This is a genomic window from Microbacterium sp. Y832 (assembly GCF_057669765.1).
Genome location: NZ_JBYHFM010000005.1, coordinates 102064 through 127079, shown reverse-complemented (window position 1 = coordinate 127079; position 25016 = coordinate 102064). Strand labels below are relative to the sequence as shown.

Here is a 25016-nt window from a genome sequence, read left to right as displayed (position 1 = left end):
ACATGAGGATGCCGCGGCCCGCTCGGGTCGCGGCATCCTCATGTTCATGGACAAGCGATGCTCAGTGCCCGCGGAAGACCTCGAGCACCGTGGGGGCGTCTTCGGGTCGGTGCGTTACGACGATCTCGTCGCCTGCCTGCACGCGGCCGGTCGTCAGCACGCGCAGGTAGGGGCCGAGACGCCCGGCGGCGGAGAATCGCTTGACCCAGCCTCGCTCGTCATCACCGCCGACCCATCGCGCGAAGGTCTGGCACGGCGTGCGCGGCATCGTGACTTCGACCTCGACGCGCTCGCCGATACGCCAGCGCTCCCCGACACGCGCGGCGTTGACGTCGATCCCCTCGGTGCGCAGGTTCTCACCGAACCAACCGGGCGCGAGCTGCCTGCCGAGTTCGCTCTCCCAGAACCGGGCGTCTTCCTCGGCGTACGCGTAGAGGGCCTTGTCGAGCCCGCCGTGGTGCTTGCGATCGGCCTGCACGTCGGCGTACACGCCGTAGGCGCCGACCTTGACGGGACCCGTCACGGCACGCTTGTCGATTCCCGTGACACCGACCGACCCTGCATCGCGGCGCAACTGGTGCACAGCGCAGACGGCGACGAGTCGAGGCGTGGTCATCGGATCGAGGTGACGTACTCCTGGAAGGCGGGGTCGCCCGTGAGCGGCACCATGAGGCACAGGCTCACGATGAAGAACGTCACGACGCCCCCGACGATCGGGATCCACCACGACACACGACCGGCCGTGAGGCGCTTCCACGAGAAGATGAGCGTGGCGATGTACCCCGACACGAGGACGACCGCCGCGATGAGGCCCCACTGCCGCGCGGCCGCGAGGTTGGTGAAAGCGCCGTCGATGCCCAGCAGCGCGTACGAGCCTTCGAGCGCGGAAGCCAGGTCGAGGTAGCTGAACAGCGAGACCAGCACATTCGCCGCGCCCGCGGCGAGCAGCATGATCGTCGCGAGCCGGTTCACCGACGAGCCTCGGCGAACGGGAGCGGGAGCAGGCGCGGGTCCTGGCGCGGCGACGATCGGCTCGGGATCGGATGCCGAGGGCGCGATGCCCGCCGACAGCGCTTCGGTCGCGTCGGGCTGCTGGATGCGGGCGCGCTGCTCATCCGCCGACGCGTACTCGCCGTACCGCGGCCGCTGACGGCCGTCGGGACCGACGTGGGGCGCGTAGTCGCTCACGCGCGGACCCGTCCGCCGATGGCGCGGTCATCACGCGAGCCGTCGGCGTTCTGACGCAGTTCCTTGGGAAGCGAGAAGAGCAGGTCCTCTTCAGCCGTGCGCACCTCTTCGACATCGACGTAGCCCGCGTTCGCCAGGTCTTCGAGCACCTGCTGCACGAGCACCTCGGGCACCGAGGCGCCGCTGGTGACGCCGACGGTCTCGACGCCGTCGAACCATGCCTGCTCGATCTCGTCGGCGTAGTCGACGCGATACGCCGCCTTCGCGCCGTACTCGAGCGCGACTTCGACCAGACGCACACTGTTCGAGGAGTTCGCGGATCCGACGACGATGACGAGGTCGGCATCCTTCGCGACCTTCTTGATCGCCACCTGACGGTTCTGGGTCGCGTAGCAGATGTCATCCGACGGGGGATCCTGCAGGTGCGGGAACCGAAGACGCAGGCGCCGCACGGTCTCCATCGTCTCGTCGACGGACAGCGTCGTCTGCGACAGCCAGACGACCTTGGACGAGTCCTTGACCTCGATCGTGTCGGCCTCCTCCGGAGAGTTCACGACCGTGACGTGGTCGGGGGCCTCGCCGGCGGTTCCTTCGACCTCTTCGTGCCCTTCGTGACCGATCAGCAGGATTTCGTAGTCATCGCGGGCGAAGCGCACCGCCTCGCGGTGCACCTTCGTCACGAGTGGGCACGTCGCGTCGATCGCGCGCAGGCCTCGGTCGGATGCCGCATCCACGACGGCGGGAGAGACACCGTGCGCGCTGAAGACGACGTGCGCCCCCTCAGGCACCTCGTCGACCTCTTCGACGAAGATCGCACCGCGCTGTTCGAGCTCGGTCACGACGTGGATGTTGTGCACGATCTGCTTGCGCACGTAGACGGGCGCGCCGTACCGCTCGAGGGCCTTCTCAACCGCGACCACGGCGCGGTCGACACCGGCGCAGTATCCGCGCGGGGCAGCGAGCAGCACCTTCTTGTGTCCGGGGACGGGGATATCCTGAAGGCGCTCGCGCCGCCGCGGAACGCGGGGCACCGCCATCCGTACGATCGGGTTCGCAGACACAGCAGTCACATGCATGAGTCTATGGGCGGACACCTGTGCGAAGGCCGGACCACGTCGCGGCGCGCGCACACGAGAGGACTGCATGACCACTTTCCAGGCCGCCCCCGTGCCGGGCGCGGCTCCCCCGCCCGATTCGGTGCATCCGCGGGATTCCTCCCTCGAGGCCCCGACGTCGGTTTCCCGACTCAACGAGACCATCCGCGGTTTCGTGACGAAGTGGGGCTCAGTGTGGGTCGAAGGCGAGATCACCTCGTGGAACCTGCGCGGCGGCAACGTGTTCGGGCGCCTCAAAGACGTCACGTCGGATGCCGCCATCTCGTTCCGCCTGTGGTCGTCGACCCGCGAGCGCCTGCCGGCCGACCTCAAGGTCGGCGACCACGTCATCGCGTGCGTCAAAGCCGACTATTTCGGGCGCACGGGCGACTTCAGCTTCGCCGTGTCGGCGATGCGCCACGTGGGTTTGGGCGACCAGCTCGAGAAGCTCGAGCGCCTGCGGGCCCAGCTGCGCTCGGAGGGCATGTTCGATCCCGCGCACAAGAGGCCGCTGCCCTTCCTCCCCCACCTCATCGGCCTCATCACCGGCGAGAACTCCGACGCCGAGAAAGATGTGCACCGCAACGCCGAGCTGCGCTGGCCGCACGTTCGGTTCCGTACGATCCACGCCGCCGTGCAGGGCGACCGGTGCGTGCCCGAGACTCTCGCGGCGCTTCGCACCCTCGACGCCGATCCCGAGGTCGACGTCATCGTCATCGCACGCGGCGGCGGCGACCCGCAGACGCTTCTGGGCTTCAGCGATGAGCGTCTCGTGCGGGCTGTCGCCGCGGCATCCACACCCGTGGTGAGCGCGATCGGCCACGAGAACGACCACCCGATCCTCGACGACGTCGCCGACCTGCGCGCATCGACCCCCACCGACGCCGCAAAGCGGATCGTGCCCGACGTGGCCGAACAGCGCGCCTACGTCGCGCACCTGCTCTCCCGTCTGACGTCGCTGCTGACGACCCGCGTCGGCCACGACATCGCCCAGCTCGAACAGCTGCGCTCCCGGCCGGTGCTGCGCGCACCCGAGTCTCTCCTGACGACGCGCGCCCACGAGCTGCACCTGCTGGGCGCGCGGGGGCGCGATGTCGTCGACCGTGCCCTCGAGCGGCAGGGGCGACGCACGGCCGAACTGCGCGCGACGCTGCGCGCGCTGTCACCCGCGGCGACGCTTGCCCGCGGCTATGCGATCGCCCACCTCGGCGACGGCGCCATCGTCCGCGATGCCGAGCAGGCACCGGCGGGGGCGCACGTCGCCGTCACGGTCGCACGAGGCTCCTTCGGGGCCCGCTCGGAGGGCCCACTCGACGAAGGCGACGCGACCGGGCGTCCGGCGGCTGCGAACTAGGATGGAGCCCATGACCGACTCGACCGCCGCGGCAGTCTCGGACCTCTCGTTCGAGCAGGCACGCGACGAACTCGTCCGTGTCGTCGCCGAACTCGAACAGGGCGCTCCGACCCTCGAGCACTCGCTCGCGCTGTGGGAACGAGGCGAAGCCCTCGCCGCCCGCTGCGAAGAGTGGCTGCTCGGCGCGAAGCGCCGCCTCGAAGCCGCGCGCGGCACCACCCAGCCGGACGCGGAGGCGTGATGGCGTCGCGCCAGCCGCGGATCGTGGCCGAACTCGGCCGCCCCGAGACCCCCGCCGAGACCGCGACCCGCAAGGCCGAAGCCTCGCGCACCTACCGGTCGAGCCAGACCACCCGCAACCTCATCGCGGCACTGCTCGTCACGATCGCGATCGTCGCCGTCATCGTCCTGGGCGTGCCCCGCGGCACGCCGCCACCGCAGGAGCCGATCGATGTCGCGGCAACGGCCGAGAGCATCGGCGTCGCTGAGGGGCACACCGCGATCGCCCCCGCCGTGTCCACCGACGACTGGGTCGTCAACCGGGCTTCGGTCGATGGTGACGGCTCCGTCCGCGCCTGGACGATCGTCTACGCCCCCGCCGATGAGAAGATCCCCGGATACCTCATCGTCGCGCAGGCCTTCGACGCTGACGCCGGCTGGATCACACGCGAGCTGTCGGGGTCCGCGCCGAGCGGCACGCAGAAGATCGGCGGCGTGACGTGGGACCGCTACGACCTCGAGGCGAGCCGCACCGGCAACATCACCGTCGCCCTCGGCACGACCGCCGGCGACGACTCGATCCTGATCTACGGCACCGCCGCTGACGCCCTCCTCGAAGACATGGCGACCGCGGTGGCCGACGAAGTGCTGACGCTGCGAGAGGACGCTGAATGAACGGGATGCCGACACCGCAGGAGGCGTGGGACGAGATGCGGCGCGGCAACGAGCGATTCGTCGCCGGCGCGCCGCGGCACCCCCATCAGGATGCCCAGCGTCGCCACGAACTCGCGAGGGGGCAGCGCCCGCACGCGGCGCTCTTCGGCTGCTCGGACTCCCGACTCGCGGCCGAGATCATCTTCGACAAGGGCCTGGGCGACCTGTTCGTCATCCGTAACGCCGGTCAGGTCATCTCGGACTCGGTCGTGGGCAGCATCGAGTACGCCGTCGCGGTGCTCGACGTGCCCCTCATCGTCGTGCTCGGCCATGACGAGTGCGGCGCCGTCGCGGCCGCGATCGAGAGCACGCAGCTCGACGCTCCCCCGCTCGCGCCCCACATCTGGCGCCAGATCGCGCCCATCGTGCCCGCTGCACGCCGCGTCATCCGCGAGCAGACCGTCGACGGCGTCCGTCCCGGGACCGTTGACGCCGAGCTCGTCGGCCGTGAGCACCTGCGCGACACCGTTGCGTGGCTGCTGCATTCGTCCGAGCTCGTCAGCCAGGCGATCGCCGAGCAGCGGGTGGGCATCGTGGCTGCGAACTACCGCCTGGCCGAAGGGCTCGCCGCCCCGGCCATCAGCCTCGGCGTCACGACAGACGCCTGACCCCCGAGATCCAGAGACGAGAGGAACGACGACGTGACCGATATCGAGTACCGCACCGAGCACGACACCATGGGAGAAGTCCGGGTGCCCAAGGACGCCCTCTACGGCGCACAGACGCAGCGTGCCGTCGAGAACTTCCCCATCTCCGGAGACCGTCTCGAGCCGGCCCAGATCGCCGCCCTCGCGCTCATCAAGAAGTCCGCCGCGCTCGCCAACGCTGAGCTCGGCACGCTCGACGCCGACATCGCCGACGCCATCGCGCGCGCGGCCGACCGCGTCATCGCGGGCGAGTTCGCCGACCAGTTCCCCATCGACGTGTACCAGACCGGTAGCGGCACCTCGTCGAACATGAACATGAACGAGGTGCTCGCCAAGCTCGCCTCGCTCGACCTCGGGCAGCCCGTACACCCCAACGATCACGTCAACGCGTCGCAGTCGTCGAACGATGTCTTCCCGACGTCCGTGCACATCGCCGTGACGCAGGAGATCATCGACGACCTCATCCCGGGCCTGGACCACCTCGCGGTCGCGCTCGAAGCAAAGGCCGAAGCCTGGGCGAGCGTCGTGAAGTCGGGCCGCACGCACCTCATGGACGCCACCCCCGTCACGCTCGGCCAGGAGTTCGGCGGCTACGCGCGCCAGATCCGCCTCGGCATCGAGCGCGTGCAGGCCGTCCTCCCCCACGTCGCCGAGGTCCCCCTCGGGGGCACCGCCGTGGGCACCGGCATCAACACGCCGCTCGGGTTCCCGCAGAAGGTGCTCGAACTCATCGTGAACGACACCGAGCTGCCGATCACCGAGGCGAAGGACCACTTCGAGGCCCAGGCGAACCGCGACGCTCTCGTCGAGGCATCCGGTGCCCTGCGCACCGTCGCCGTCTCGCTCACGAAGATCAACAACGATATCCGCTGGATGGGCTCCGGCCCCAACACGGGTCTCGGAGAACTGCACATCCCCGACCTTCAGCCGGGCTCCTCGATCATGCCGGGCAAGGTCAACCCCGTCATCCCCGAGGCCGTGCTCATGGTGTGCGCCCGCGTCATCGGCAACGACGCGACGATCGCGTGGGCCGGCGCGTCCGGATCGTTCGAACTCAACGTCGCGATCCCCGTCATGGGCTCGGCGCTGCTCGAGTCGATCAGCCTGCTCGCGAATGCCTCACGCCTGCTCGCCGACAAGACGATCGACGGGCTCACGGCCAACGTCGACCGCGCGGCTGCCTTCGCCGGCATGTCGCCGTCGATCGTGACCCCCCTCAACAAGCTCATCGGGTACGAAGCGGCGGCGAAGATCGCGAAGCACTCGGTCGCCAACGGCATCACGGTGCGCGAGGCCGTCCTCGACCTCGGCTACGTCGAGCGCGGCGAGCTGACCATCGAGCAGCTCGACGAGAAGCTCGACCTGCTGTCGATGACGCACCCGGGCTGATCGAAGCCGAAGCACCACGCGGGGCCACGGGGGTCCATAATCAGGGAGTGGCCCGAACACCACGCCCGATCTCGGCGCGCGTCCGCATTCTCGGCGCGGTGCTTGCCGTGGCCTGCGTCGGACTCACGATCGTCGGTGGTGTGACCTTCCTGATGCAGCGCGACTGGGTGGTCACCGAGATCAACGAGCGCCTGGAAGCTCAGGTGGCGCGTCTGCAGACGGTCGCCGACGCCCCTCTGTCCTCGCCCCCCGGCGACGGGCAGACCCAGACGGCGGTCGAGGACGTCCCCGTCACCGACTTTCCGTCCGTCGACGCGTACCTCGAGGCGGTCGTCGCGCGGCTCGTCCCCGCGCGCAACGAGGCCTCGATCGCGATCGTCGACGGCGTTCCGCGATTCGTTCCCTCGACGCTGTCGGGCTTCGACATCTCGGACGACCAGGACTTCGTCGATCGCGTCGTCTCGGAAACGGCGTCCGGGCAGACAGTGCGCGGTACCGCAGTGACCTCGCACGGGCCGTTGAGCTACATCGCGATCCCGATCCGTATGGACGGCGATCCGCAGGAAGGCGTGTACGTGCGCGCCGTCGACCTGGAGGCGGAGCTCGAGCCGGTGACCGCCGCGATGGCGACGTACGGCGTCGCGACGCTCATCGTGCTCATCGCGATGGGGGTCGTCGGCTGGTTCGTGACGGGGCGCCTGCTCTCGCCGATCCGGCACCTGCGCGAAACGGCCGACACCATCACCCTGGACGACCTGTCGCCGCGCCTTCCCGCCGTCGGCAACGACGAGATCGCCGACATGTCCCGCACCGTCAACTCGATGCTGGACCGCCTCGAAGGTTCAGTCGATGTGCAGCGCCGACTCCTGGATGACGTGCGGCACGAGCTGAAGACGCCGATCACGATCGTGCGGGGACACCTCGAACTCATGAACCCCCGGGATGCCGCCGATGTGACCAGCGCCCGAGATCTCGGCATCGCCGAGCTTGACCGCATGACCCGACTCGTCGAGGACATCGATCTGCTCGCGAGCGTCGAGGGGGGCTCGTTCACCCTCACCCGTATCGATCTCGCTGCACTCACCGAGCGCGTCGGCGAGCTCGTCTCGGTCATCCCGGGTCACACGTGGCGTGTCGAGCATGTCGCGCGCGGCCGCCTGCTGGGCGACGACGACCGTCTGTTGCAGGCGTGGCTGCAGTTGGCCGACAACGCCGCCAAGTACACCACCGAAGGGTCGGTCATCGAGATCGGCAGCGCGAAGGACTCCTCCGGCATCCGACTGTGGGTGCGCGACCACGGTGCCGGGATCCCGCCGGCGGCGCGGCATCGCATCTTCCGCCGCTTCGACCGCGCACACGGCAAGCGCAGCGTCGGCGGGTCGGGTCTGGGCCTGGCGATCGTCGACGCCATCGCCAAGGCGCACAACGGTCACTGCGCCGTGACCGATACCCCCGGCGGGGGTGCGACCTTCACGATCCATCTCCCCCTTCCCGTCGCAACGACGGAGTTCCCCGCACCCGTCCGCGCCGGTGACGTCGTGCTTCAGCGAGAGGCATCGGGATGACGACGATTCTGATCATCGAAGATGAACCCCACATCGCGGCGTTCATCGCACGCGGGCTCGAGACCGCCGGCTACGACACGATCCAGATCGAAGACGGCGCCGAGGGGCTCCAGGCAGCGCTCAGCGGTGCCGCCGACCTCGTCCTGCTCGACATCGGGCTCCCCACGATGGACGGCTTCGAAGTGCTGCGCGAGCTGCGGGCCGGCAACACGGCGCTTCCGGTCATCATGCTGACGGCCCGATCGAGTACGCGGGACACGGTCGAGGGACTGGACGCCGGTGCCAACGACTACGTCGCCAAGCCCTTCACATTCGACGAACTTCTCGCACGTGTGCGCTCACGGCTACGTGAATCCACGCAGGCCGGCGGTGTGCTGATCAGCCGCGGCGACATCGTGCTCGATGTGCTGGCACGCCGAGTGACCGTCGCGGGCGTTCCCGTCGAGCTGTCGGCGCGCGAATTCACCCTTGCCGAGCAGTTCCTTCGCCACGCGGGCAGCGTCCTCAGCCGCGAACAGCTGCTGAGCACCGTGTGGGGCCTCGATTTCGACCCCGGTTCGAACGTCGTCGATGTCTATGTGCGCTACCTGCGCGGCAAGCTGGGGGCGCATCACATCGTCACGGTGCGCGGCGAAGGCTATCGCTGGGAATAGTCCCACGCGAGAGAAGCCCCCGACGTTGGGGGACGTCGGGGGCTGGAAGACCGGTCTGGGGGAGGCCGGTCGCACATCAATCGCGTGAGTCTGGGGAACCTTGCGATCGATCTCTCTTCGAGCCGTCCCCGTGCAGGGGTGTCCCGGGGACGGACGATCTCACCGCCGGAGCGGAAGTCTCAAGGGGCGCCGGCGCCTCGCCGCGCAGGCCGAAGCGGGGGTGGTCGTGGGTGTCGACGCTCTCACGGTTGTCGCGATCGGGGCGCTCGGCGCGGCTCGACGGACCCGGCCCGACGACCGTGACGTCCGGTACGACCACGATGGGCGCGGGAGCAGGCACGACGACGGCGACCGGCGGTTCGGCGACGACCGGCGGCGTATGGACCACGGGCGGGGCGACCGGCGTCGCCGGCGGAGCCACGGCAGCGGGCGGCTCAGCGGCGGCGGGAGGCGCCACGGGCGAGGGGACGTCTTCGCTGACGATCTCGGTGACGGGCGACACGTCGGCCGGTCCGGCGGCGGGCGCCGGCGTGACGGTCGCCTGCGGTGCTCGACTGATCTGGACCGTCGCGGTGTTGACGGGAGCCCCCGGCAACTCCGCGAAGATCGCGGCATTGCTCACGACCACGGTGGCGACGACGGCGGCACTCACCGCAAACGCGGTCGTACCTCCGATCGCGATCCGTGCGCGCGTGTCCACGAGAGCCGTCCCTTCGAGTCCGTGGAATTCACGGACCCTTCAATGGTGTCAGAGCCCACCCCCTGACCGTCCCTCTCGCGGGTGAGACTTTTCTCATACCGGCCGCCGATTCAGGCCAGTTCACCCGCCTCCAGCAGGTCGGTGACGAGCGCGGCGATCGCCGACCGCTCGGATCGCGTGAGCGTCACGTGCGCGAACAGGCCGTGTCCCTTGAGCGTTTCGATGACCGATGCCACCCCGTCGTGCCGTCCGACGCGCAGATTGTCGCGCTGTCCGACGTCGTGGGTGAGCACCACTCGGGAGTTCAGCCCGATGCGGCTCAGCACGGTCAGCAGCACGTTGCGCTCAAGGGACTGAGCCTCGTCGACGATGACGAACGCGTCGTGGAGCGAGCGGCCACGGATGTGCGTGAGCGGCAGCACCTCGAGCAGACCGCGCTCGATCACTTCGTCGAGGACATTGCTCGAGACGACCGATCCGAGGGTGTCGTAGACCGCCTGACCCCACGGGTTCATCTTCTCCTGCTGGTCTCCCGGCAGATACCCCAGCTCTTGCCCGCCCACGGCGAAGAGCGGTCGGAAGACGATGATCCGCTTCTGCTGCTGGCGCTCGAGAACGGCCTCGAGGCCCGCGCACAGCGCGAGCGCCGACTTGCCGGTCCCCGCGCGGCCACCGAGCGAGACGATGCCCACGTCAGGGTCCAACAGCAGGTCGATCGCAATGCGCTGCTCGGCCGAGCGGCCGTGCAGTCCGAACACCTCGCGGTCTCCCCGCACGAGCGAGAACGAGCCGTCGCCATGTGCCCGCCCGAGCGCCGACCCCCGCTCGGAGTGCACGATGAGACCGGTGTTGACGGGAAGACCCCGCACGTCGTCGCTCTCGGCGACCTCGCTCTCGTACAGGTCGCTCATCTCGTCGCCCGAGACATGGATGTCGGCGATGCCCGTCCATCCCGAGTCGACGGCCTGCTCGGCGAGGTACTCCTCGGCGCTCACGCCGAGCGAGGCGGCCTTGACGCGCATCGGCAGGTCCTTCGAGACGACCGTGACCTCGTGGCCGTCCTGCGCGAGGTGCATCGCGACCGCGAGGATGCGGGAGTCGTTGTCGCCCAGGCGCATGCCCTGCGGCAGCACCGAGGCATCGGTGTTCGACAGCTCGACACGCAGCGAACCGCCCTCGCCGACGGGTACGGGAAAGTCGAGTCGACCGTGCTCGACACGCAGCTCGTCGAGGTGGCGCAGGGCCTGGCGGGCGAGGTAGCCGATCTCGGGATCGTGGCGCTTGCCCTCGAGCTCGGTGATGATGACGACCGGGATCACGACGCTGTGCTCGGCGAATCGGAAGAACGCCCGCGGATCACTCAGCAGCACCGAGGTGTCCAAGACATAGGTGCGCAGCGTCTGATCGGCCTGGTCGAGGCCGGGCAGCTCCTGGTCGATCTGCTCGTGTGGTGCTCGTGTGGTGGTCACAACCCACTCCCCGCCCCGGGTGGAGAACCCGGCAGTCACGAGTCGACCAGGTGTCACGAGTCGCGATCCAAGAGGCCGACCCGACCGGGCACGATGCCCGATGCGATGAACGTACGTCCGCCACATGACATCCGCTGCGTTCGACACGCCGAGGCGAGGCTAAGCGGCGGTGAACGTGCGTTCCGACACGCGCGCCGTCGCGAAGGCGGGGGCCGTCAGCTGCCGAATCGCCGATCGCGGTCTGCGTAGTCGCGGATCGCGCGCAGGAAGTCGACTTCGCGCAGATCCGGGCCCAGCGCCTCGACGAAGTAGAACTCGGAGTGCGCTGACTGCCACAGCAGGAAGTCGCTCAGTCGCTGCTCGCCCGAGGTGCGGATGACGAGGTCCGGGTCGGGCTGACCGCCCGTGTAAAGGTGTTCGCCGATCTGCTCGGGAGTCAGGCTCTCGGCGAGCTCGTCGAGTGATCCCCCCGACGTCGAGTGATCCGCGATGATGCTACGCACGGCATCGACGATCTCGCCTCGCCCGCCGTATCCGACGGCGAGGTTGACGTGCAGACCCGTGTTGCCCTTCGTGCGCTCCTGCGCTTCCTCGAGCACGCAGGCGAGATCGGGCGGCAGCAGCTCGGACCGCCCGACATGCTGCACTCGCCAGTCGCGTTCGCGTGAGAGTCCGTCGGCGAGTTCGGCGATGATGTCGATGAGGTCGGACAGCTCACGCGAGTCGCGCTTGGCCAGGTTGTCGTTGGAGAGCAGGTACAGCGAGACGACCTCGACCCCGATGTCGTCGCACCAGCCGAGAAAGTCGCGCATCTTGGCCGCGCCGGCGCGATGTCCGTGAGCGGCCGAATCGTAGCCGAGCTGGCGGGCCCAGCGCCGGTTGCCGTCGATCATCATGGCGACATGCCGCGGTACCGCCGCGTCATGGAGGCGGCGGCGGAGCCGGTTGATGTACAGCCGATAGAGGGGCCCTCTACCCTCGTTCGACGAAGCGCGCGCCACACCCCTACGCTACCGCGCGACGCCGCGCGGCATGTTTCCCGCGGCATACTCGGACGCGTAATCTGTGCGTGTGACCGACCGCCGCCGTGTTTCCGAAGAACCCGACGTTCCTGAGCTGCCCCTCATGGAGGCAGCGGACGTCGACGCCGCGACCCCCGAGATCCGCCCGACCTGGCGCGGCTGGATCCATGCCGCGACCTTTCCGATCGCGATCGTGGCGGGCATCGTGCTCATCGCTCTGGCGCAGGGCGGCCCGGCGAAATGGGCCTCGGCCGTCTTCATGCTCACGTCGATGCTGCTCTTCGGCAATTCCGCCCTGTACCACCGCATCGACTGGGGTCCGCGCACCAAGGCCATCCTGAAGCGGATCGACCACGCCAACATCCTGCTGCTCATCGCCGGCACGTACACCCCGATCGCGGTGCTTGCGCTCCCGACCGCCCAGGCCGTGACGCTGCTCTCGCTCGCCTGGGGCGGCGCGCTGCTGGGCATCCTGTTCCGGGTGTTCTGGATCGACGCGCCACGCTGGCTCTATGTCGCCCTCTACCTCGTGCTGGGCTGGGCGGCCGTCATGTACCTCGTGCCGCTGTTCGAGGCGAACCCGGCGATGATGATCCTCGTCGTCATCGGCGGTCTGCTCTACACGCTCGGCGCGGTCATCTACGCGCTCAAGCGGCCGAACCCGTGGCCCGGGCACTTCGGCTTCCACGAGATCTTCCACGTGTGCACCGTGCTGGCGTTCCTCTGCCACTGGACGGCGTGCCTGCTCATCGCTATGCAGCCGGCCTACCACGGCCCCTGATCCTCAGGCGCGCGGCGGTGCCTGCGAGTCGTCTGAACGTGAGCCGTCCGCCTGCCCGGCCGCATCGCGCGCCTCGGCCTCTTCGCGCAGTTCGTCGGCGATGTCAGCGCGCACGCGGCCTCGACGGATCCGGCGCAGCATGTCGAAGATGAGCAGGAAGACCGCGACGACGATGAGCACGATGACGGCGAAACCCAGTGGACCGGGAGTCACCAGCGACGGGTCGACCGTCATGCTCGGCGTCGGCTGGGGGGCTGCGGTCGCGAACGCGGCGATCACGGCGTGCATGGTGTCCTCGATCCGCGCAGAAAGCGCATAGCCTGGATGTCCCAGCCTAATCTTCTCGACAGGATCGCGATGACGACCCAGGACATGCTCGACCGGCGCTATGGTCGGCGCAGTCGTTCGGGTTCGCGTGCGCTCGTCATCATCGGGATCACACTTGCCGTCATCGCCGTGGGACTCTTCTCGTGGATGACGGTGGCTTCGTCCCTCGATGCGGTCGACGCCGACACGACGGGCTTCGATGTGGTCGATGAGCGCACCATCGTCATCGACTTCCAGTTCACCTCTCCCCCGGAGCGCAGCGTCGCGTGCGTCCTCGAGGCTCAGGACGAAGATCACGGCGTCGTGGGCTGGAAGGTCGTCGAGTACGAGGCGAGCGACCTGCACGGCCGCGCGTTCAGCGAGGTCGTTCCCACGACGGCGGGCGCGGTATCGGGGTTTGTCAACGACTGCTGGGTGACGTAGTCTGTTCCCGTTCACGCCCTGGCAACCGCCGGGGCGTTCGCCGTACCGCCCCCACAGCAAGGAGATCGACGTGTCCAGCGATGCCCAGGTGACCTTTCTCACCCAGGATGCCTACGACCGTCTCGCCGACGAGCTCGAGCGTCTTTCGACGACCGGCCGCGAGGAGATCGCCAAGCGGATCGAAGCCGCCCGCGAAGAGGGCGACCTCAAAGAGAACGGCGGCTACCACGCCGCCAAGGACGAACAGGGCAAGCAGGAGGCCCGCATCCGCACGCTGCAGCAGCTGCTGAAGGATGCGACCGTCGGCGAAGCACCCGAGAGCACGGGCGTCGTCGAGTCCGGCACGGTGGTCACCGCCATCGTCGCGGGCGGCGAAGAGGTCTTCCTGCTGGGCAACCGCGAGATCGCGGTCGGCTCCGAGCTCGACGTCTACAGCGAAGCCTCGCCTCTCGGCTCGGCCATCCTCGGCCTCGCCGAGGGCGAGAAGACCTCGTACACCGCACCGAACGGCCGCGAGATCGCGGTCGAGGTCGTCAAGGTGGAGACCTACGCGGGGCAGTGACCCTCGCGCGGGCCCGGCGACAGCTCAGCCGCGGACGATGACGGGCTCGAAGCCCGCCTCTTCGAGCACGGCGATGACGTCGGCGCGGTGCTCTTCGCCGCGCGTCTCGATGCTCAGCTGCAGAATCACCTCGCTGATCTGCAGACCCTGACCGTGCCGCGTGTGCAGCACCTCGATCACGTTCGCCCCAGCGCGCGAGACCAGCTCAGACACACGCGCGAGCTGCCCCGGGCGATCCGGCAGCGGGATCCGCAGTGACGTGTACCGGTCGGATGCCGCAAGTCCGTGCGCGACGACGCGCTGCAGCAGCAGCGGGTCGATGTTGCCGCCAGAGAGCACACTGACGGTCGTGCCCGTCGGTTGCAGCTTGCCCGCGAGCATCGCGGCCACACCGACGGCGCCGGCGGGTTCGACGACCTGCTTCGCACGCTCGAGCAGGACGAGCAGCGCCCGGGCGATGTCGTCTTCGGAGACGGTGACGACTTCGTCGACGACTTCGCGGATGATCTCGAATGTCAGATCGCCGGGGCGGGCCACGGCGATGCCGTCGGCGATCGTGGGGCGCGTGGCGACCGCGACCGGGTGACCGGCGGCGAGCGAGGCGGGGAAGGCTGCGGAGTTCTCGGCCTGCACGCCGACGATGCGGATCGAGCGCCCCACGGCCGCGGCACGCGCTTTGAGGGCGGCTCCGACCCCCGCGATCAGTCCGCCTCCGCCGATGCCGAGCACGACCGTGTCGATGTCGGGCAGCTGGTTCCACAGCTCGATGCCGAGCGTCCCCTGCCCCGCGATGATGTCGGGGTGGTCGAAGGGATGGATGAGCACGGCGCCCGTGCGCTCGGCGAACTCGGCGGCGAGGCGCAGAGGCGTCTCGACGGTCTCACCTTCGAGCACGACGTCGGCTCCGTACCCGCGCGTCGCGAGGAGTTTGGGCACGGGCACACCGAGGGGCATGAAGATCGTCGCGGGGATCCCGAGCTCCTGCGCCGCGAGGGCGACCCCCTGGGCGTGGTTTCCCGCCGAGGCGGCGACGACACCACGCGCGCGCTCGTCGGCGGTGAGGCGCGAGAGTCGGTAGGTCGCCCCACGGATCTTGAACGAGCCCGTGCGCTGCAGGTTCTCGAGCTTGAGGTGCACGGGCACACCGAGCAGCTCGGACAGGTACTGCGAGGCATCCACCGGGGTCGGTGAGATCACGCCGGCCAGCGACGCCGCGGCATCCTCGAAGGCGGCCAGCGGCGGCACGGCCGACCGGATCTGAGATGTGCTCACGCGCTTGTCCTCCTGGGACGTGGGACGGTCGTCCAGATGAAGTCGCCGGTGGGTGGCGCGCCGGTCTCCCACGCCCGCCTGCTGAGATACACCGTCACGACGTTGGCGAATGCGGCCAGCGGTACGGCAAAGAGCGCACCCGGGATGCCGGCGATCATGGCGCCACCCGCGACGACGATGACGATCGCGAGCGGATGCACCTTGACGGCGTGGCCCATCAGCAGCGGCTGCAGGACGTGACCCTCGAGCTGCTGGACGCCGAGGACGACAACGAGCATCCACAGCGCGATCCACGGGCCGTTGTATACGAGGGCGAGGAACACCGCGACGGCGCCCGTCAGCACGGCACCGACGATCGGAACGAACGCACCGAGGAACACGAGGACGGCGATGGGGATGGCCAGCGGCACGCCCAGCAGGAACGCGCCCAGCCCGATTCCGACGGCGTCGATCGTCGCGACGAGCATCTGCGTGCGGGCGTAATTGACCACCGTGACCCAACCGGCCTTCGCAGCTCCGTCTACGGCAGGGCGCGCCCGCCGCGGGAAGAGCCGTGTCGCCCACTTCCAGATCCCCGCGCCGTCGGCGAGAAGGCACAGCAGGATGAAGACGGACAGCAGCGCCCCGGCCGCGACGTGACCGAGCGTTGTTCCGATCGCGAGTGCACCCGACCACAGCAGCTGACCCTGCTCCTGCATGAGCTGGCTGCCCTGCGCGAGCAGGTCGTCGATCTGCTGCTCCGTGAGGTGCAGCGGGCCGTCGACGAGGTACTGGCGGAACTCGACGACCGCGTCGACGGTGCGTGCCTGCACCGATGCCAGCTCCTTGCTGATCTGCCACCCGACGAGCCAGAGCAGGCCCGACACGACCGCGAGCGTGCCCACGACCGAGATGACGATCGCGATCCATTTCGGAACGCCTCGGCGCAGCATCCATGAGAAGGCCGGCCACAGCAGGGCCGTCACGAGGATCGCGATGAGAAGAGGGATGACCAGCAGCTTGAGCTGGATGATGAGCCAGATCGCGACCCCGACGGCCGCGGCGATGACGAGCAGCCGCCACGAGTACGCGGTCGCGATGCTGAGGCCGGGCGGCACGGTGCGGCTCGCCTCTGTCGTGACGACGCGCCTGCGATCCCGCAGGGCGTCGAACAGCGAGCCGCGCGGCGGGGGTTCGTCCCGCCCTGACTCGGTGCTGCTCATCCATCAAGTCTACGACCGGCGCATTCCGCAGTCATGATGCTCGCACGCGGTGTCGGGAGCGGTCATTAGGCTGACGCCCGTGAAGTCCTCGCTCAGTCGTGCCGAGGCCCGCCGCATCGCCGTCGCCGCGCAGGGCTTCGCCCGCCCGTATCCCGATGACGTGGGCACGCGGCAGCTCAATCTCGCCCTCGGTCGCATGGCGACGCTGCAAATCGACTCGGTCAACGTGTTCGCGCGGTCCCATTACATGCCGCTGTTCTCGCGTCTCGGGCCGTACGACCCCGCACTTCTGGATCGACTCCTCTTCGCTCAGCGCCCGCCCTACCTCGAGTACTGGGCGCACGTCGCGGCGTTCATCCCGGCGACCGACTGGCCGCTGTTCCGGTTCCGCATGGATGCGCTGCGCGCGAAGTACGGCACAGGTCCCGATACGTGGTTTCAGGCACATCGCCCGGTCGTGGACTGGGTGCGCGCCGAGCTCGCTGAACGCGGCCCGCTCCGACGGGCGCAGATCGAGTACGACACGCAGCGCGGCGCGCGCGGTGAGTGGTGGGACTGGGATGCCGTCAAGCGCGCGCTCGAGCAGCTGTGGCTCTTCGGCGAGGTCGCGATCGCCGGCCGCCGCGGCTTCGAGCGCCGCTACGCTCTCGCCGCGGATGTCGTGCCTGCTGCGTCCCTCGGTGCGCGCGTGCCGCGGGAAGACGCCATCCGCGAGCTCGTGCGGCGCGCGGCGCGCGCCTACGGCGTCGCCACGGCGGCCGATCTCGCCGACTACTGGCGGATCACCGACCGCGCCGCGCTGCGGGCTGCCCTCCATGATCTCGTCGAATCGCGTGAGCTGCAGCCCGTCACGGTCGAGGGGTGGACGACGGGCGGCAGACCCACGCCGGCCTGGGTGCACACGGATGCCCGCCTCCCCCGGAGCATCGAGGCGAACACGATCCTGACCCCGTTCGATCCCCTCGTGTGGTTCCGCGACCGCACCCAGCGCCTGTTCGACGTCGAGTACCGGATCGAGATCTACACGCCGGCCGCCCGCCGCCGGTTCGGCTACTACTCCCTGCCGGTCCTGCAGGGTGACGACGTGGTGGGCCGCGTCGACCTCAAAGCCGACCGGGCGGCATCCCGTCTGCTCGTGCAGTCCGCGTGGTGGGAAGCAGGTCATCCCCCGGATGCCGCGGGGCATCTGGCTGACCGGTTGCAGGCCGCCTCCGCGTGGCAGGGGCTCGACACCCTGTCGATATCGGGGTGGGGCGATGCGGTCGACGATCTCGCGGCAGCGCTCCCCCGCGCCGGGCGTCACGATGCAGGTCCGCTCACCGCGGGTTAGCGTGGCACTGTGCAACGCCGTGTCATCGCAGGGGTGGTCGCCGGCGTCGCGGCGGTCGCGGTCGGCGCCGGCATCGCGGCGTGGGCGCTGACGCGTCCGCCGTCGGCCGATGACGCCGCCGAGCAGTACCTGCGCGCACTGTCCGACGGAGATTTCGCCGCGATCTCTCCCCTGCTGCCCGAGACGGCCGACGCGACGCGCCTCGAAACGGCGTTCGCGGGGGCGACAGGACACCTCAGCGACTACACCGTGAGGGTGACCGACGAGGGCGACACGGTCCACGCGCGGGCCGACGTGCAGCTCGGCGGTGCCGACGGCGTCGTCGTCTTCGAGCTTTCGCGCAGCAAGACGGGCTGGGTGCTCACGGCAGAGTCATTCGCGAGCCTCGAGGCCACGACGACCCTCGGCGACTCCGTCGTCATCGGCGACGCGCTCGAGCCCTCGGGTACACCGATCCCGCTACTCCCTGCTGTCTACCCCGTGTCGGCGGCGCCGACAGGGCTCCTCGACGCGCGTGTCGAGGCGGTCGTCACGGGCGAGCGCCCCGTCACGGTCGCGCTCGATCCGATCCTCACGCCGACAGCGACAGAGGTCGCCCAGCAGCAGCTCGACGCATACGCCGAGGCGTGCACCGCACCGGCGGCCACGGTTCCCGAGCGGTGCGGCCTGCGCGTGCCGTGGGCTGCGGATCTGCGTGTGCTCGAGCGCGTCGCCTTCCGCGTAGAAAAGCTCCCGACTCTTCAGATCGGCCCCGACGGCCGATCGTTCGAAGCGACCGGCGGCGCCATCGTCGCCACCGCGACCGGCACGACCAGAGCCGGCTCGGCGGCCTCGTTCACCTACCGTTCCGGTGCGTGGGCGCTACGTGGGACCGTCGACTTCGAGGGCGAACAGATGGTGCTGCGGGTCCACTGACCGCCTACCGAGACCGGCGCTGACACGACAAATGCCGCATATCTGCATCGACGAACGCGACATTGTGGCCGCGCATATCAGAGTGGACGCAGTTCAACAAGACTTATATCCGCACGCGCGCGACGCTATGCAAGGAGTATGACAACATCCCTACCCCTACCCGGAACAGCTCGGAGGCGTCGCGGCACAGTTGCCGCCACCGTCACCGTCGCAGCCCTCGCGGCTGCTCTGCTCAGCCCGACGGCGGCATCAGCGACAGCCGCTGACCCCGTCATCACGATCGAAGACGGCGTCACCCAGCCGGTCTTCGACTACGGCACGGCCGTGCGTGAGCGCGTCTTCATCCCCGTCGAAGGCGTCGACCAGGACAACGACGGCATCACCGATGTCACGTCCGTCGACATCATCCGCCCGGCCGCGGCCTCGCCGGAGATGAAGGTCCCCGCGATCATCGACCCGAGCCCGTACTACACGACACTCGGACGCGGCAACGAGTCCCAGCTGCTGACGGACGTCGACGGCGACGGCGTCGCCGATCTGTTCCCCCTGTTCTACGACAACTACTTCGTACCGCGCGGCTACGCCGTCATCCACGCGCAGATGAACGGCACCGGCTGGTCGACCGGGTGCCCCCACCACGGTGGTGCCGGTGACATCGAGAGCATGAAGGTCGTCGTCGACTGGCTCAACGGCCGTGTCCCCGCCTTCAACGCCGCCGGTGACGCCGTCGCTGCGACGTGGCACAACGGCAAGTCGAGCATGATCGGCAAGTCCTACGACGGCACGCTGGCCAACGGCGTCGCCGCAACCGGCGTCGACGGACTGTCCACGATCGTCCCGATCGACGCGATCAGCGACTGGTACCGCTACTCGCGCACAAACGGCATCCGCCACAACTCGAACTACCCGGCGAGCCTGTCGAACACCGTCACCAACCCCGACCGTCGCGCCCTGTGCGCCCCGTCGCGTGCCGTGTTCAACGACATCGACGGTGACGAGACGGGCGACATGAACCCGTTCTGGGACGAGCGGAACTACCTCAACGGCATCGACAACGTCAAGGCGTCGGTCTTCGCGATCCACGGCCTCAACGACGACAACGTGCGCATGAGCCAGTTCGGCGACTACTGGGAGGCCCTCAGCGAGCGCAACGTGCCGCGCAAGGTCTGGCTCCCCCGCCTCGGCCACATCGACCCGTTCGAGTTCAATCGTGAGGTGTGGGTCGACACGCTGCACCGCTGGTTCGACTACTGGCTGCACGGCATCGACAACGGCATCATGAACGAGCCGCAGTCCACCGTCGAGTTCGGTCCGTCCGAGTACGTCCACGAGGCATCGTGGCCGGCTCCCGGCACCGAGACCGTCGAGCTCAACCTCTCCGGTGCGACGCAGGGCGCTGCCGGTGCGCTGCGCATGGCCCCGGTCGCCGATGCATCGACCCTCTCGTTCCGCGGCGGCTCCAACGCGCCCGCTGAGAACACGTTCATCCAGAACCCGACCGCCGCCCAGGCCAACCGCGTCGTGCTGCTCTCCGAGCCGCTCACGCAGGACCTGCGTGTCTCGGGTACGCCCGTCGTCAAGCTCGACGCGTCGCTGAGCCAGGAGCAGTCGAACCTCGCTGCGCTGCTGGTCGACTACAGCACCGACGTGCGCACCCCGCGTTCGCCCGGTGATGGCATGCTGACCACAGACGTCCGCACCTGCTGGGGCGTTTCGAGCGCCACCGACAGCGCGTGCTACCTCGAGGCTGAGCGTCGCTCGGCATCGTCGGACTTCTGGCGCGTGTCGCGCGGCGTCCTGGACTCGTCGAACCGTGAGGGCATCGCCGAGGGCCAGGCATCGCCGGTCGTCCCCGGTCAGAAGTACGACTTCGACTGGAAGATGGAGCCGTACGACCACGTGTTCAAGGCAGGCTCGCGCATCGGCGTCATCCTGACGACGAACCTGTCGGGCTACCAGGCCGGCTCGCCGAACGCCACCGTAACCTTCGACGCTGCCACGTCGACGATCGCCCTGCCCATCGTGGGCGGCGCGAACGCGGCGGCCTCGGCCGGTCTGAACACCGTCGCCCTCGATGCAGCCGTCACGGCGCGCTGCCTCGCCGGCAAGGTGTACAACACGGTATCGGTCACGAACAACGACTCCGTCGCTGCGAACATCTCGGTCACGAGCCAGCACGGCAACAAGTCGTTCGTCTCCGTCCAGCCGGGCAAGACCGTCTCGGTCTCGCTCAACACCCGCACGGCAACGCTGACCGCGGGAGAGATCGGCATCGGCGGTAACGCTGACGGCCGCACCGACCGCACCAGCACGGTCACCTACGCCGCACACACCTGCGGCTGATCCATCACTGACGCCGGCCGCGGCATCCTGGTTTCGCCAGGGTGCCGCGGCCGTCGCCGTCGGTACCGGCGATTCCCCGTCGCACTCGGCACAGCCGGGCGGCGGGGTCTTGCCCGCATCGCGCCGGCCGGGTCGGAGTGCATTCGCGCTGACGGCACCGTCGCGGTGACACCGCGGCACTCGCCGGAGGCGCCGGGCCGGTGGCAGCACCCAGCACCCAGCACGCAACAGGCACACCGATAGCGCCCCTACCGGCACGTCCTCATCGCTGAGGGCCGGGTCACAGCAACGCGTCTGCCCCCGGCAGGGAGCAGACGCGCACGGTGGATCAGAACTGCACGCGGGGCGGCTCCGAGATCGCGGCGCCGTCGACGACCTCGAAGAACTCGCGCTCGTGGAATCCGAGGTTGCGTGCGAAGAGGTTGTTCGGGAACACCTTGATCTTGGTGTTCAGCTCGCGCACGCCGCCGTTGTAGAACCGGCGCGACGCCTGGATTTTGTCTTCCGTGTCGACGATCGACTGCTGCTGGTGCAGGAAGTTCTGGCTCGCCTGTAGCTGGGGGTAAGCCTCGGCGACGGCGAACAGCGACTTGAGCGCCTGCTGCATGTGCCCTTCGGCCACGCCCGTCTCAGCCGGCCCCGTCGCCGTGAGCGTCTCGGCGCGCGCCCTCGTGACGTTCTCGAACACGGCCTTCTCGTGCGCCGCATAGCCCTTCACCGCCTCGATGAGGTTGGGCAGGAGATCGGCACGCCGTTTCAGCTGCACGGTGATGTCGGCCCACGCCTCGTCGACGCGGACGTTCAACTGCACAAGCGAGTTGTACGTCGCCCAGAGGTAGACACCGGCGATGACGACGAGCGCCACGACGATGAGAACCGGAATGAGCCATTCCCACATAGCCACAAACTCCGTTCGAAAGATCACCTCATCCTAACGGCGGCACCGACGCCGCGACCGGCACCAGAGGAGACTCCCAGCTACTCGCCGAGCACACGTCCGAGGTAGGAGTTGTGGAACATGCGCGTCGGATCGAGTCGATCCCGCACGGCGATGAAGTCGTCGAACCGCGGGTACCGGTCGCGCAGGTCCGAGGCATCCCGCGTGTGCATCTTGCCCCAGTGCGGTCGTCCGCCGAAGCGCAGCATCACCTCCTCCGCGGCTTCGAAGTACGCCGTCGGGTCTTCGCGGACGTACCGGTGCACCGCGATGTACGCGGTCTCGCGTCCTGACGCGGTCGACAGCCACAGATCATCGGATGCCGCGAACCTGACTTCGATGGGAAAGGAGATGCGCCACCCCTCGTCGGCGATGAGGGTGCGCAGGGCCGCGAAGGCGGGTACGGCGTGCTCGGCAGGCAGGGCGTACTCCATCTCACGGAAGCGCACGCTGCGCCGGTGGGCGAAGACGCGCGCCGAGTAGTCGGTCTGCTCGCTCGTGCCCGTGAGCTTCGTCGCGGCACGCGACACCGCGGGCACGACGCCGGGAACCGCCGACCCGAGCGCGCACGTCGCGCGGTACACGCCGTTGGCCAGGAGGATCTCGTCGACCCAGCGCCGGACGACCGGAACCGGTTGGCGCACGTCGCTCTCGGGCAGGCGTGTCAGCGACGTGGTGAGCGCCACCTCGGTGTGCGGGAACCAGAAGAACTCCGTGTGGTCAGCCGCGCGCACACGCGCGGCGAGCCCGTCCAGGACGTCATCGAGCGGCTCGCGGCGCTCGACGGCGTGCAGCAGGAACGCCGGCACGCATTGGATCGTGATCTCGACGAGGATGCCCAGGGCACCGAGGCCGAGAGCGACCGCCGGCAGCAGATCGGTGTTCTCGTTCTCGTCGACGGTCATCCGCTCACCGTCGGCCTGCACGAGGGTGACGCCCGTGACCTGGGTCGCGAGTCCGCCGAACCGCGCACCCGTGCCGTGCGTACCGGTCGAGATCGCGCCGGCGAGCGACTGCCGGTCGATGTCGCCGAGGTTCTGCATCGCGAGCCCGTACCGCGCCAGCAGACGCGGGATCTGGTGCAGGCGGGTGCCGGCCAGCAGCGTCACGCGGGACAGCTCGCGGTCCACGCGCACGACACCGCTGAGATCGGTCAGATCCAGCAGCACCCCCGGCGCAACGGCGATGGCCGTGAAGCTGTGCCCCGCGCCGACGGCTTTGACGCGCATCCCCCGTGCGGCCGCCGCTCGGACGGAACGCTGCACGGCCGACACCGACCGCGGAAACTCGATGCGCTGCGGCCGCACCGAGACCGAACGCGCCCAGTTGTGCCATGTCCCGCCCGGACGCGTCACAGGAAGGCCTTCCCCTCGCCGCGATAGGTCGGCAGCTCGTCGACGACGGCTCCGTCATCGACGACGTGATATCGGTCGAGCCGCTCGGCGAGCTCGCCGCTCTTCGCGTGGCGGAACCACACCCGGTCTCCGACCGACAGCATGCGCGCCGCTTCGCCCTGCAGCGGGGTCTGCACCTCGCCGGCGCCTTCGCGAGGCAGCATCCGCAGTCCCTCCGGCCACACGGGTCGCGGCTGTCGACTCGCCGCCGGCGGGCCCGATGCCACCCATCCCCCGCCGAGCACCGTGGCGATGTCGGGGCGGGGTTTGCGGACGACCTCGAGCGCGAAGGCTGCGGCCGGCGCCGGGTCGAAGGCGCGGTAGCCGTCGAAGAGGTGTCCCGCGAGCAGTCCGCTGCCTGCCGTGAGCTCGGTGACCGACTGATCGGATGCCGTGAGCTCGAGCGAGCCCGTCCCCCCGGCGTTGACGAACTCGAGCGGCGCGACATCGCGCAATGCCGCGACGATCGCCGCTCGCCGGTCGAGCAGCTCGTGCGCCGAGCGGCGCTGCATCCAGCGGATCGCCGCATCGCCCGCCCCCGTGGCATCGCCCTGCCCCGCGATCTGGGCTTCGTACATCATCAGACCGACGAGACGGAAGCCGTCGCGAGCCGCGATCGAACGGGCGAGAGATGCCACCTCCCCCGGCTCGTGCAGAGGCGAGCGGTGCACCCCGATGTGCCCGAGGCCGGGTGCCCGCCAGGACGCGTCGGCGTCGATCGCGACCCGCAGCTCGGGCCGCGCTCCGGGTGCGGCGACGGTGTCGACGAGGTCGAGCTGCGCGGCGTCATCGATCATGAGCGTGATGCGGGAGGCCGCTCGCTCATCGGCGGCGAGCGCAGCGATCGAGGTGCGGTCGGCCGTGGGATAGCCGAGCACGACGTCCTCGTGCGTCTCGGCGAGCCAGAGCGCCTCGGGCAAGGTGAAGGCGAGCACGCCGCGGTAGCCCGCGAGGGCGAGAGTCGCATCGAGCACTCCGCGCACACGCACCGACTTGCTCGCGATACGGATCGGCACGCCGCCCGCGCGCACCACCATGTCGAGGGCGTTGTGGCGCAGCGCCGCGACGTCGATCACCCCGACAGGCCCCGAGATGTCGGCGACAGCGCGGGTCAGCGTCGTCCAGTGCCGAGCGGGTTCGGGCCAGGTGGGAGCCGAGGTGGCCGTCGCGAGCAGGTCCATGCGCCCCAGCCTACGAGGCCGTTGCGCACGGCACCCGCGTGCGGTTCGATGTGGGCATGACCACTGCCATCCACTACCTCGCGCCCGGCACGAGTCGTCCCGCGTGCGGCGACACGAGCCCGGACGCTCTGTCGTCGGGGTCCCTCGCTTTGGTGACGTGCACGGCGTGCGCACGCGTCGTCACGACGCCGCGCCGGCCGACGCCACACGGGCGAACCAACTGACGCGCGCGAAAGAGCACCGTCGTGCCCCCGGTGGGACTCGAACCCACACTTCAGCGATTTTAAGTCGCCCGCCTCTGCCATTGGGCTACGGGGGCATCGTCGTCGACGACA

25 protein-coding genes and 1 tRNA gene are annotated in these 25016 nt (G+C 69.3%); 13 read left to right on the top strand and 13 right to left on the bottom strand.

All coding sequences use genetic code 11. The features are described 5' to 3' along the window. Positions 1-61: 61 nt before the first annotated feature. The 3 genes from AC25YV_RS11175 to AC25YV_RS11165 are packed head-to-tail and all read right to left on the bottom strand — an operon-like array spanning position 62 to position 2225. Positions 62-616: an MOSC domain-containing protein gene (locus tag AC25YV_RS11175; RefSeq protein WP_488123917.1), complete on the bottom strand. Its 555-nt coding sequence runs from the start codon at positions 614-616 to the stop codon at positions 62-64. Then, the gene (locus AC25YV_RS11170; RefSeq protein WP_488123916.1) at positions 613-1188 is read right to left on the bottom strand and encodes a DUF6264 family protein; all 576 of its coding nucleotides are present in this window, start codon (positions 1186-1188) and stop codon (positions 613-615) included. The genes AC25YV_RS11175 and AC25YV_RS11170 overlap by 4 nt, the downstream gene beginning before the upstream one ends. Further along, positions 1185-2225, bottom strand: coding sequence for a 4-hydroxy-3-methylbut-2-enyl diphosphate reductase (locus AC25YV_RS11165; protein WP_488124045.1), 1041 nt, complete (start codon positions 2223-2225; stop codon positions 1185-1187). Before AC25YV_RS11165 ends, AC25YV_RS11170 begins: the two co-directional genes overlap by 4 nt. 106 nt (positions 2226-2331) lie before the next feature. Between AC25YV_RS11165 and xseA the strand changes: the two genes are divergently transcribed. The 7 genes from xseA to AC25YV_RS11130 are packed head-to-tail and all read left to right on the top strand — an operon-like array spanning position 2332 to position 8823. Continuing rightward, positions 2332-3636, top strand: coding sequence for an exodeoxyribonuclease VII large subunit (xseA, locus tag AC25YV_RS11160; protein WP_488123915.1), 1305 nt, complete (start codon positions 2332-2334; stop codon positions 3634-3636). A 1-nt stretch (position 3637) separates the two neighbouring features. Next, positions 3638-3877, top strand: coding sequence for an exodeoxyribonuclease VII small subunit (locus AC25YV_RS11155; RefSeq protein WP_488123914.1), 240 nt, complete (start codon positions 3638-3640; stop codon positions 3875-3877). After that, positions 3877-4530 carry a DUF4245 family protein gene (locus AC25YV_RS11150; RefSeq protein ID WP_488123913.1) on the top strand — a complete coding sequence of 218 codons (654 nt, stop codon included), beginning with the start codon at positions 3877-3879 and terminating at the stop codon, positions 4528-4530. Before AC25YV_RS11155 ends, AC25YV_RS11150 begins: the two co-directional genes overlap by 1 nt. Continuing rightward, positions 4527-5177, top strand: a complete 651-nt coding sequence (locus AC25YV_RS11145; protein WP_488123912.1) for a carbonic anhydrase — start codon at positions 4527-4529, stop codon at positions 5175-5177. The genes AC25YV_RS11150 and AC25YV_RS11145 overlap by 4 nt, the downstream gene beginning before the upstream one ends. 33 nt (positions 5178-5210) lie before the next feature. Beyond that, complete coding sequence (locus AC25YV_RS11140) at positions 5211-6605, top strand: class II fumarate hydratase (protein WP_488123911.1); 1395 nt, start codon at positions 5211-5213, stop codon at positions 6603-6605. Between the two features lie 47 nt (positions 6606-6652). Further along, positions 6653-8170: a sensor histidine kinase gene (locus tag AC25YV_RS11135; RefSeq protein ID WP_488123910.1), complete on the top strand. Its 1518-nt coding sequence runs from the start codon at positions 6653-6655 to the stop codon at positions 8168-8170. Beyond that, positions 8167-8823 carry a response regulator transcription factor gene (locus tag AC25YV_RS11130; protein ID WP_488123909.1) on the top strand — a complete coding sequence of 219 codons (657 nt, stop codon included), beginning with the start codon at positions 8167-8169 and terminating at the stop codon, positions 8821-8823. The genes AC25YV_RS11135 and AC25YV_RS11130 overlap by 4 nt, the downstream gene beginning before the upstream one ends. 76 nt (positions 8824-8899) lie before the next feature. Here the strand turns inward: AC25YV_RS11130 and AC25YV_RS11125 are convergent, their stop codons facing one another. From AC25YV_RS11125 to AC25YV_RS11115, 3 genes are all read right to left on the bottom strand, one after another. Continuing rightward, positions 8900-9523, bottom strand: coding sequence for a hypothetical protein (locus AC25YV_RS11125; RefSeq protein WP_488123908.1), 624 nt, complete (start codon positions 9521-9523; stop codon positions 8900-8902). A 110-nt stretch (positions 9524-9633) separates the two neighbouring features. After that, positions 9634-10962, bottom strand: a complete 1329-nt coding sequence (gene phoH2 / locus AC25YV_RS11120; protein WP_488124044.1) for an RNA 5'-3' helicase PhoH2 — start codon at positions 10960-10962, stop codon at positions 9634-9636. 245 nt (positions 10963-11207) lie between these two features. Beyond that, complete coding sequence (locus tag AC25YV_RS11115; protein WP_488123907.1) at positions 11208-11993, bottom strand: isoprenyl transferase; 786 nt, start codon at positions 11991-11993, stop codon at positions 11208-11210. Positions 11994-12117: 124 nt separating this feature from the next. Between AC25YV_RS11115 and trhA the strand changes: the two genes are divergently transcribed. Further along, positions 12118-12795, top strand: a complete 678-nt coding sequence (trhA, locus tag AC25YV_RS11110; RefSeq protein ID WP_488124043.1) for a PAQR family membrane homeostasis protein TrhA — start codon at positions 12118-12120, stop codon at positions 12793-12795. 3 nt (positions 12796-12798) lie between these two features. On the opposite strand, the gene AC25YV_RS11105 is transcribed toward trhA, so the two are convergent. Continuing rightward, on the bottom strand, positions 12799-13083 hold the full coding sequence (locus AC25YV_RS11105) for a hypothetical protein (protein ID WP_488123906.1): 285 nt from the start codon (positions 13081-13083) through the stop codon (positions 12799-12801). A 69-nt stretch (positions 13084-13152) separates the two neighbouring features. Between AC25YV_RS11105 and AC25YV_RS11100 the strand changes: the two genes are divergently transcribed. Both AC25YV_RS11100 and greA read left to right on the top strand, forming a co-directional pair. Further along, positions 13153-13545: a DUF4307 domain-containing protein gene (locus tag AC25YV_RS11100; protein ID WP_488123905.1), complete on the top strand. Its 393-nt coding sequence runs from the start codon at positions 13153-13155 to the stop codon at positions 13543-13545. Between the two features lie 70 nt (positions 13546-13615). Next, entirely contained in the window at positions 13616-14107 is a 492-nt protein-coding gene (gene greA / locus AC25YV_RS11095) for a transcription elongation factor GreA (RefSeq protein ID WP_488123904.1), read from the top strand. Between the two features lie 24 nt (positions 14108-14131). On the opposite strand, the gene ilvA is transcribed toward greA, so the two are convergent. Next, positions 14132-15379, bottom strand: coding sequence for a threonine ammonia-lyase (gene ilvA, locus AC25YV_RS11090; RefSeq protein ID WP_488123903.1), 1248 nt, complete (start codon positions 15377-15379; stop codon positions 14132-14134). Further along, positions 15376-16581: an AI-2E family transporter gene (locus AC25YV_RS11085; protein ID WP_488123902.1), complete on the bottom strand. Its 1206-nt coding sequence runs from the start codon at positions 16579-16581 to the stop codon at positions 15376-15378. The genes ilvA and AC25YV_RS11085 overlap by 4 nt, the downstream gene beginning before the upstream one ends. Before the next feature lie 79 nt (positions 16582-16660). On the opposite strand from AC25YV_RS11085, the gene AC25YV_RS11080 reads away from it, so the two are divergent. From AC25YV_RS11080 to AC25YV_RS11070, 3 genes are all read left to right on the top strand, one after another. Further along, complete coding sequence (locus AC25YV_RS11080) at positions 16661-17911, top strand: winged helix-turn-helix domain-containing protein (protein ID WP_488123901.1); 1251 nt, start codon at positions 16661-16663, stop codon at positions 17909-17911. A gap of 9 nt (positions 17912-17920) precedes the next feature. Next, on the top strand, positions 17921-18826 hold the full coding sequence (locus AC25YV_RS11075; protein ID WP_488123900.1) for a hypothetical protein: 906 nt from the start codon (positions 17921-17923) through the stop codon (positions 18824-18826). Between the two features lie 138 nt (positions 18827-18964). Then, positions 18965-21169 (top strand): CocE/NonD family hydrolase, encoded by a 2205-nt coding sequence (locus tag AC25YV_RS11070; RefSeq protein ID WP_488123899.1) that lies wholly within the window; start codon positions 18965-18967, stop codon positions 21167-21169. A gap of 328 nt (positions 21170-21497) precedes the next feature. On the opposite strand, the gene AC25YV_RS11065 is transcribed toward AC25YV_RS11070, so the two are convergent. From AC25YV_RS11065 to AC25YV_RS11050, 4 genes are all read right to left on the bottom strand, one after another. Beyond that, entirely contained in the window at positions 21498-22067 is a 570-nt protein-coding gene (locus AC25YV_RS11065) for a LemA family protein (protein WP_488124042.1), read from the bottom strand. Between the two features lie 80 nt (positions 22068-22147). Then, positions 22148-23461: a D-arabinono-1,4-lactone oxidase gene (locus AC25YV_RS11060; protein ID WP_488123898.1), complete on the bottom strand. Its 1314-nt coding sequence runs from the start codon at positions 23459-23461 to the stop codon at positions 22148-22150. Further along, positions 23458-24681 carry an alanine racemase gene (locus tag AC25YV_RS11055; protein ID WP_488123897.1) on the bottom strand — a complete coding sequence of 408 codons (1224 nt, stop codon included), beginning with the start codon at positions 24679-24681 and terminating at the stop codon, positions 23458-23460. The genes AC25YV_RS11060 and AC25YV_RS11055 overlap by 4 nt, the downstream gene beginning before the upstream one ends. Before the next feature lie 246 nt (positions 24682-24927). Continuing rightward, positions 24928-25000 (bottom strand) — tRNA-Leu (locus AC25YV_RS11050). Positions 25001-25016: the final 16 nt, after the last annotated feature.

Bases quoted from the DNA above. Each gene is read 5' to 3' on its own strand.
- AC25YV_RS11085 (WP_488123902.1), bottom strand. From the start codon at position 16,581: ATGAGCAGCACCGAGTCAGGGCGGGACGAACCCCCGCCGCGCGGCTCG.
- AC25YV_RS11065 (WP_488124042.1), bottom strand. From the start codon at position 22,067: ATGTGGGAATGGCTCATTCCGGTTCTCATCGTCGTGGCGCTCGTCGTC.
- AC25YV_RS11105 (WP_488123906.1), bottom strand. From the start codon at position 13,083: ATGCACGCCGTGATCGCCGCGTTCGCGACCGCAGCCCCCCAGCCGACG.
- AC25YV_RS11055 (WP_488123897.1), bottom strand. From the start codon at position 24,681: ATGGACCTGCTCGCGACGGCCACCTCGGCTCCCACCTGGCCCGAACCC.
- xseA (WP_488123915.1), top strand. From the start codon at position 2,332: ATGACCACTTTCCAGGCCGCCCCCGTGCCGGGCGCGGCTCCCCCGCCC.
- AC25YV_RS11100 (WP_488123905.1), top strand. From the start codon at position 13,153: ATGACGACCCAGGACATGCTCGACCGGCGCTATGGTCGGCGCAGTCGT.
- AC25YV_RS11175 (WP_488123917.1), bottom strand. From the start codon at position 616: ATGACCACGCCTCGACTCGTCGCCGTCTGCGCTGTGCACCAGTTGCGC.
- AC25YV_RS11165 (WP_488124045.1), bottom strand. From the start codon at position 2,225: ATGGCGGTGCCCCGCGTTCCGCGGCGGCGCGAGCGCCTTCAGGATATC.
- trhA (WP_488124043.1), top strand. From the start codon at position 12,118: ATGGAGGCAGCGGACGTCGACGCCGCGACCCCCGAGATCCGCCCGACC.
- AC25YV_RS11145 (WP_488123912.1), top strand. From the start codon at position 4,527: ATGAACGGGATGCCGACACCGCAGGAGGCGTGGGACGAGATGCGGCGC.
- AC25YV_RS11155 (WP_488123914.1), top strand. From the start codon at position 3,638: ATGGAGCCCATGACCGACTCGACCGCCGCGGCAGTCTCGGACCTCTCG.
- AC25YV_RS11150 (WP_488123913.1), top strand. From the start codon at position 3,877: ATGGCGTCGCGCCAGCCGCGGATCGTGGCCGAACTCGGCCGCCCCGAG.
- AC25YV_RS11130 (WP_488123909.1), top strand. From the start codon at position 8,167: ATGACGACGATTCTGATCATCGAAGATGAACCCCACATCGCGGCGTTC.
- AC25YV_RS11070 (WP_488123899.1), top strand. From the start codon at position 18,965: ATGACAACATCCCTACCCCTACCCGGAACAGCTCGGAGGCGTCGCGGC.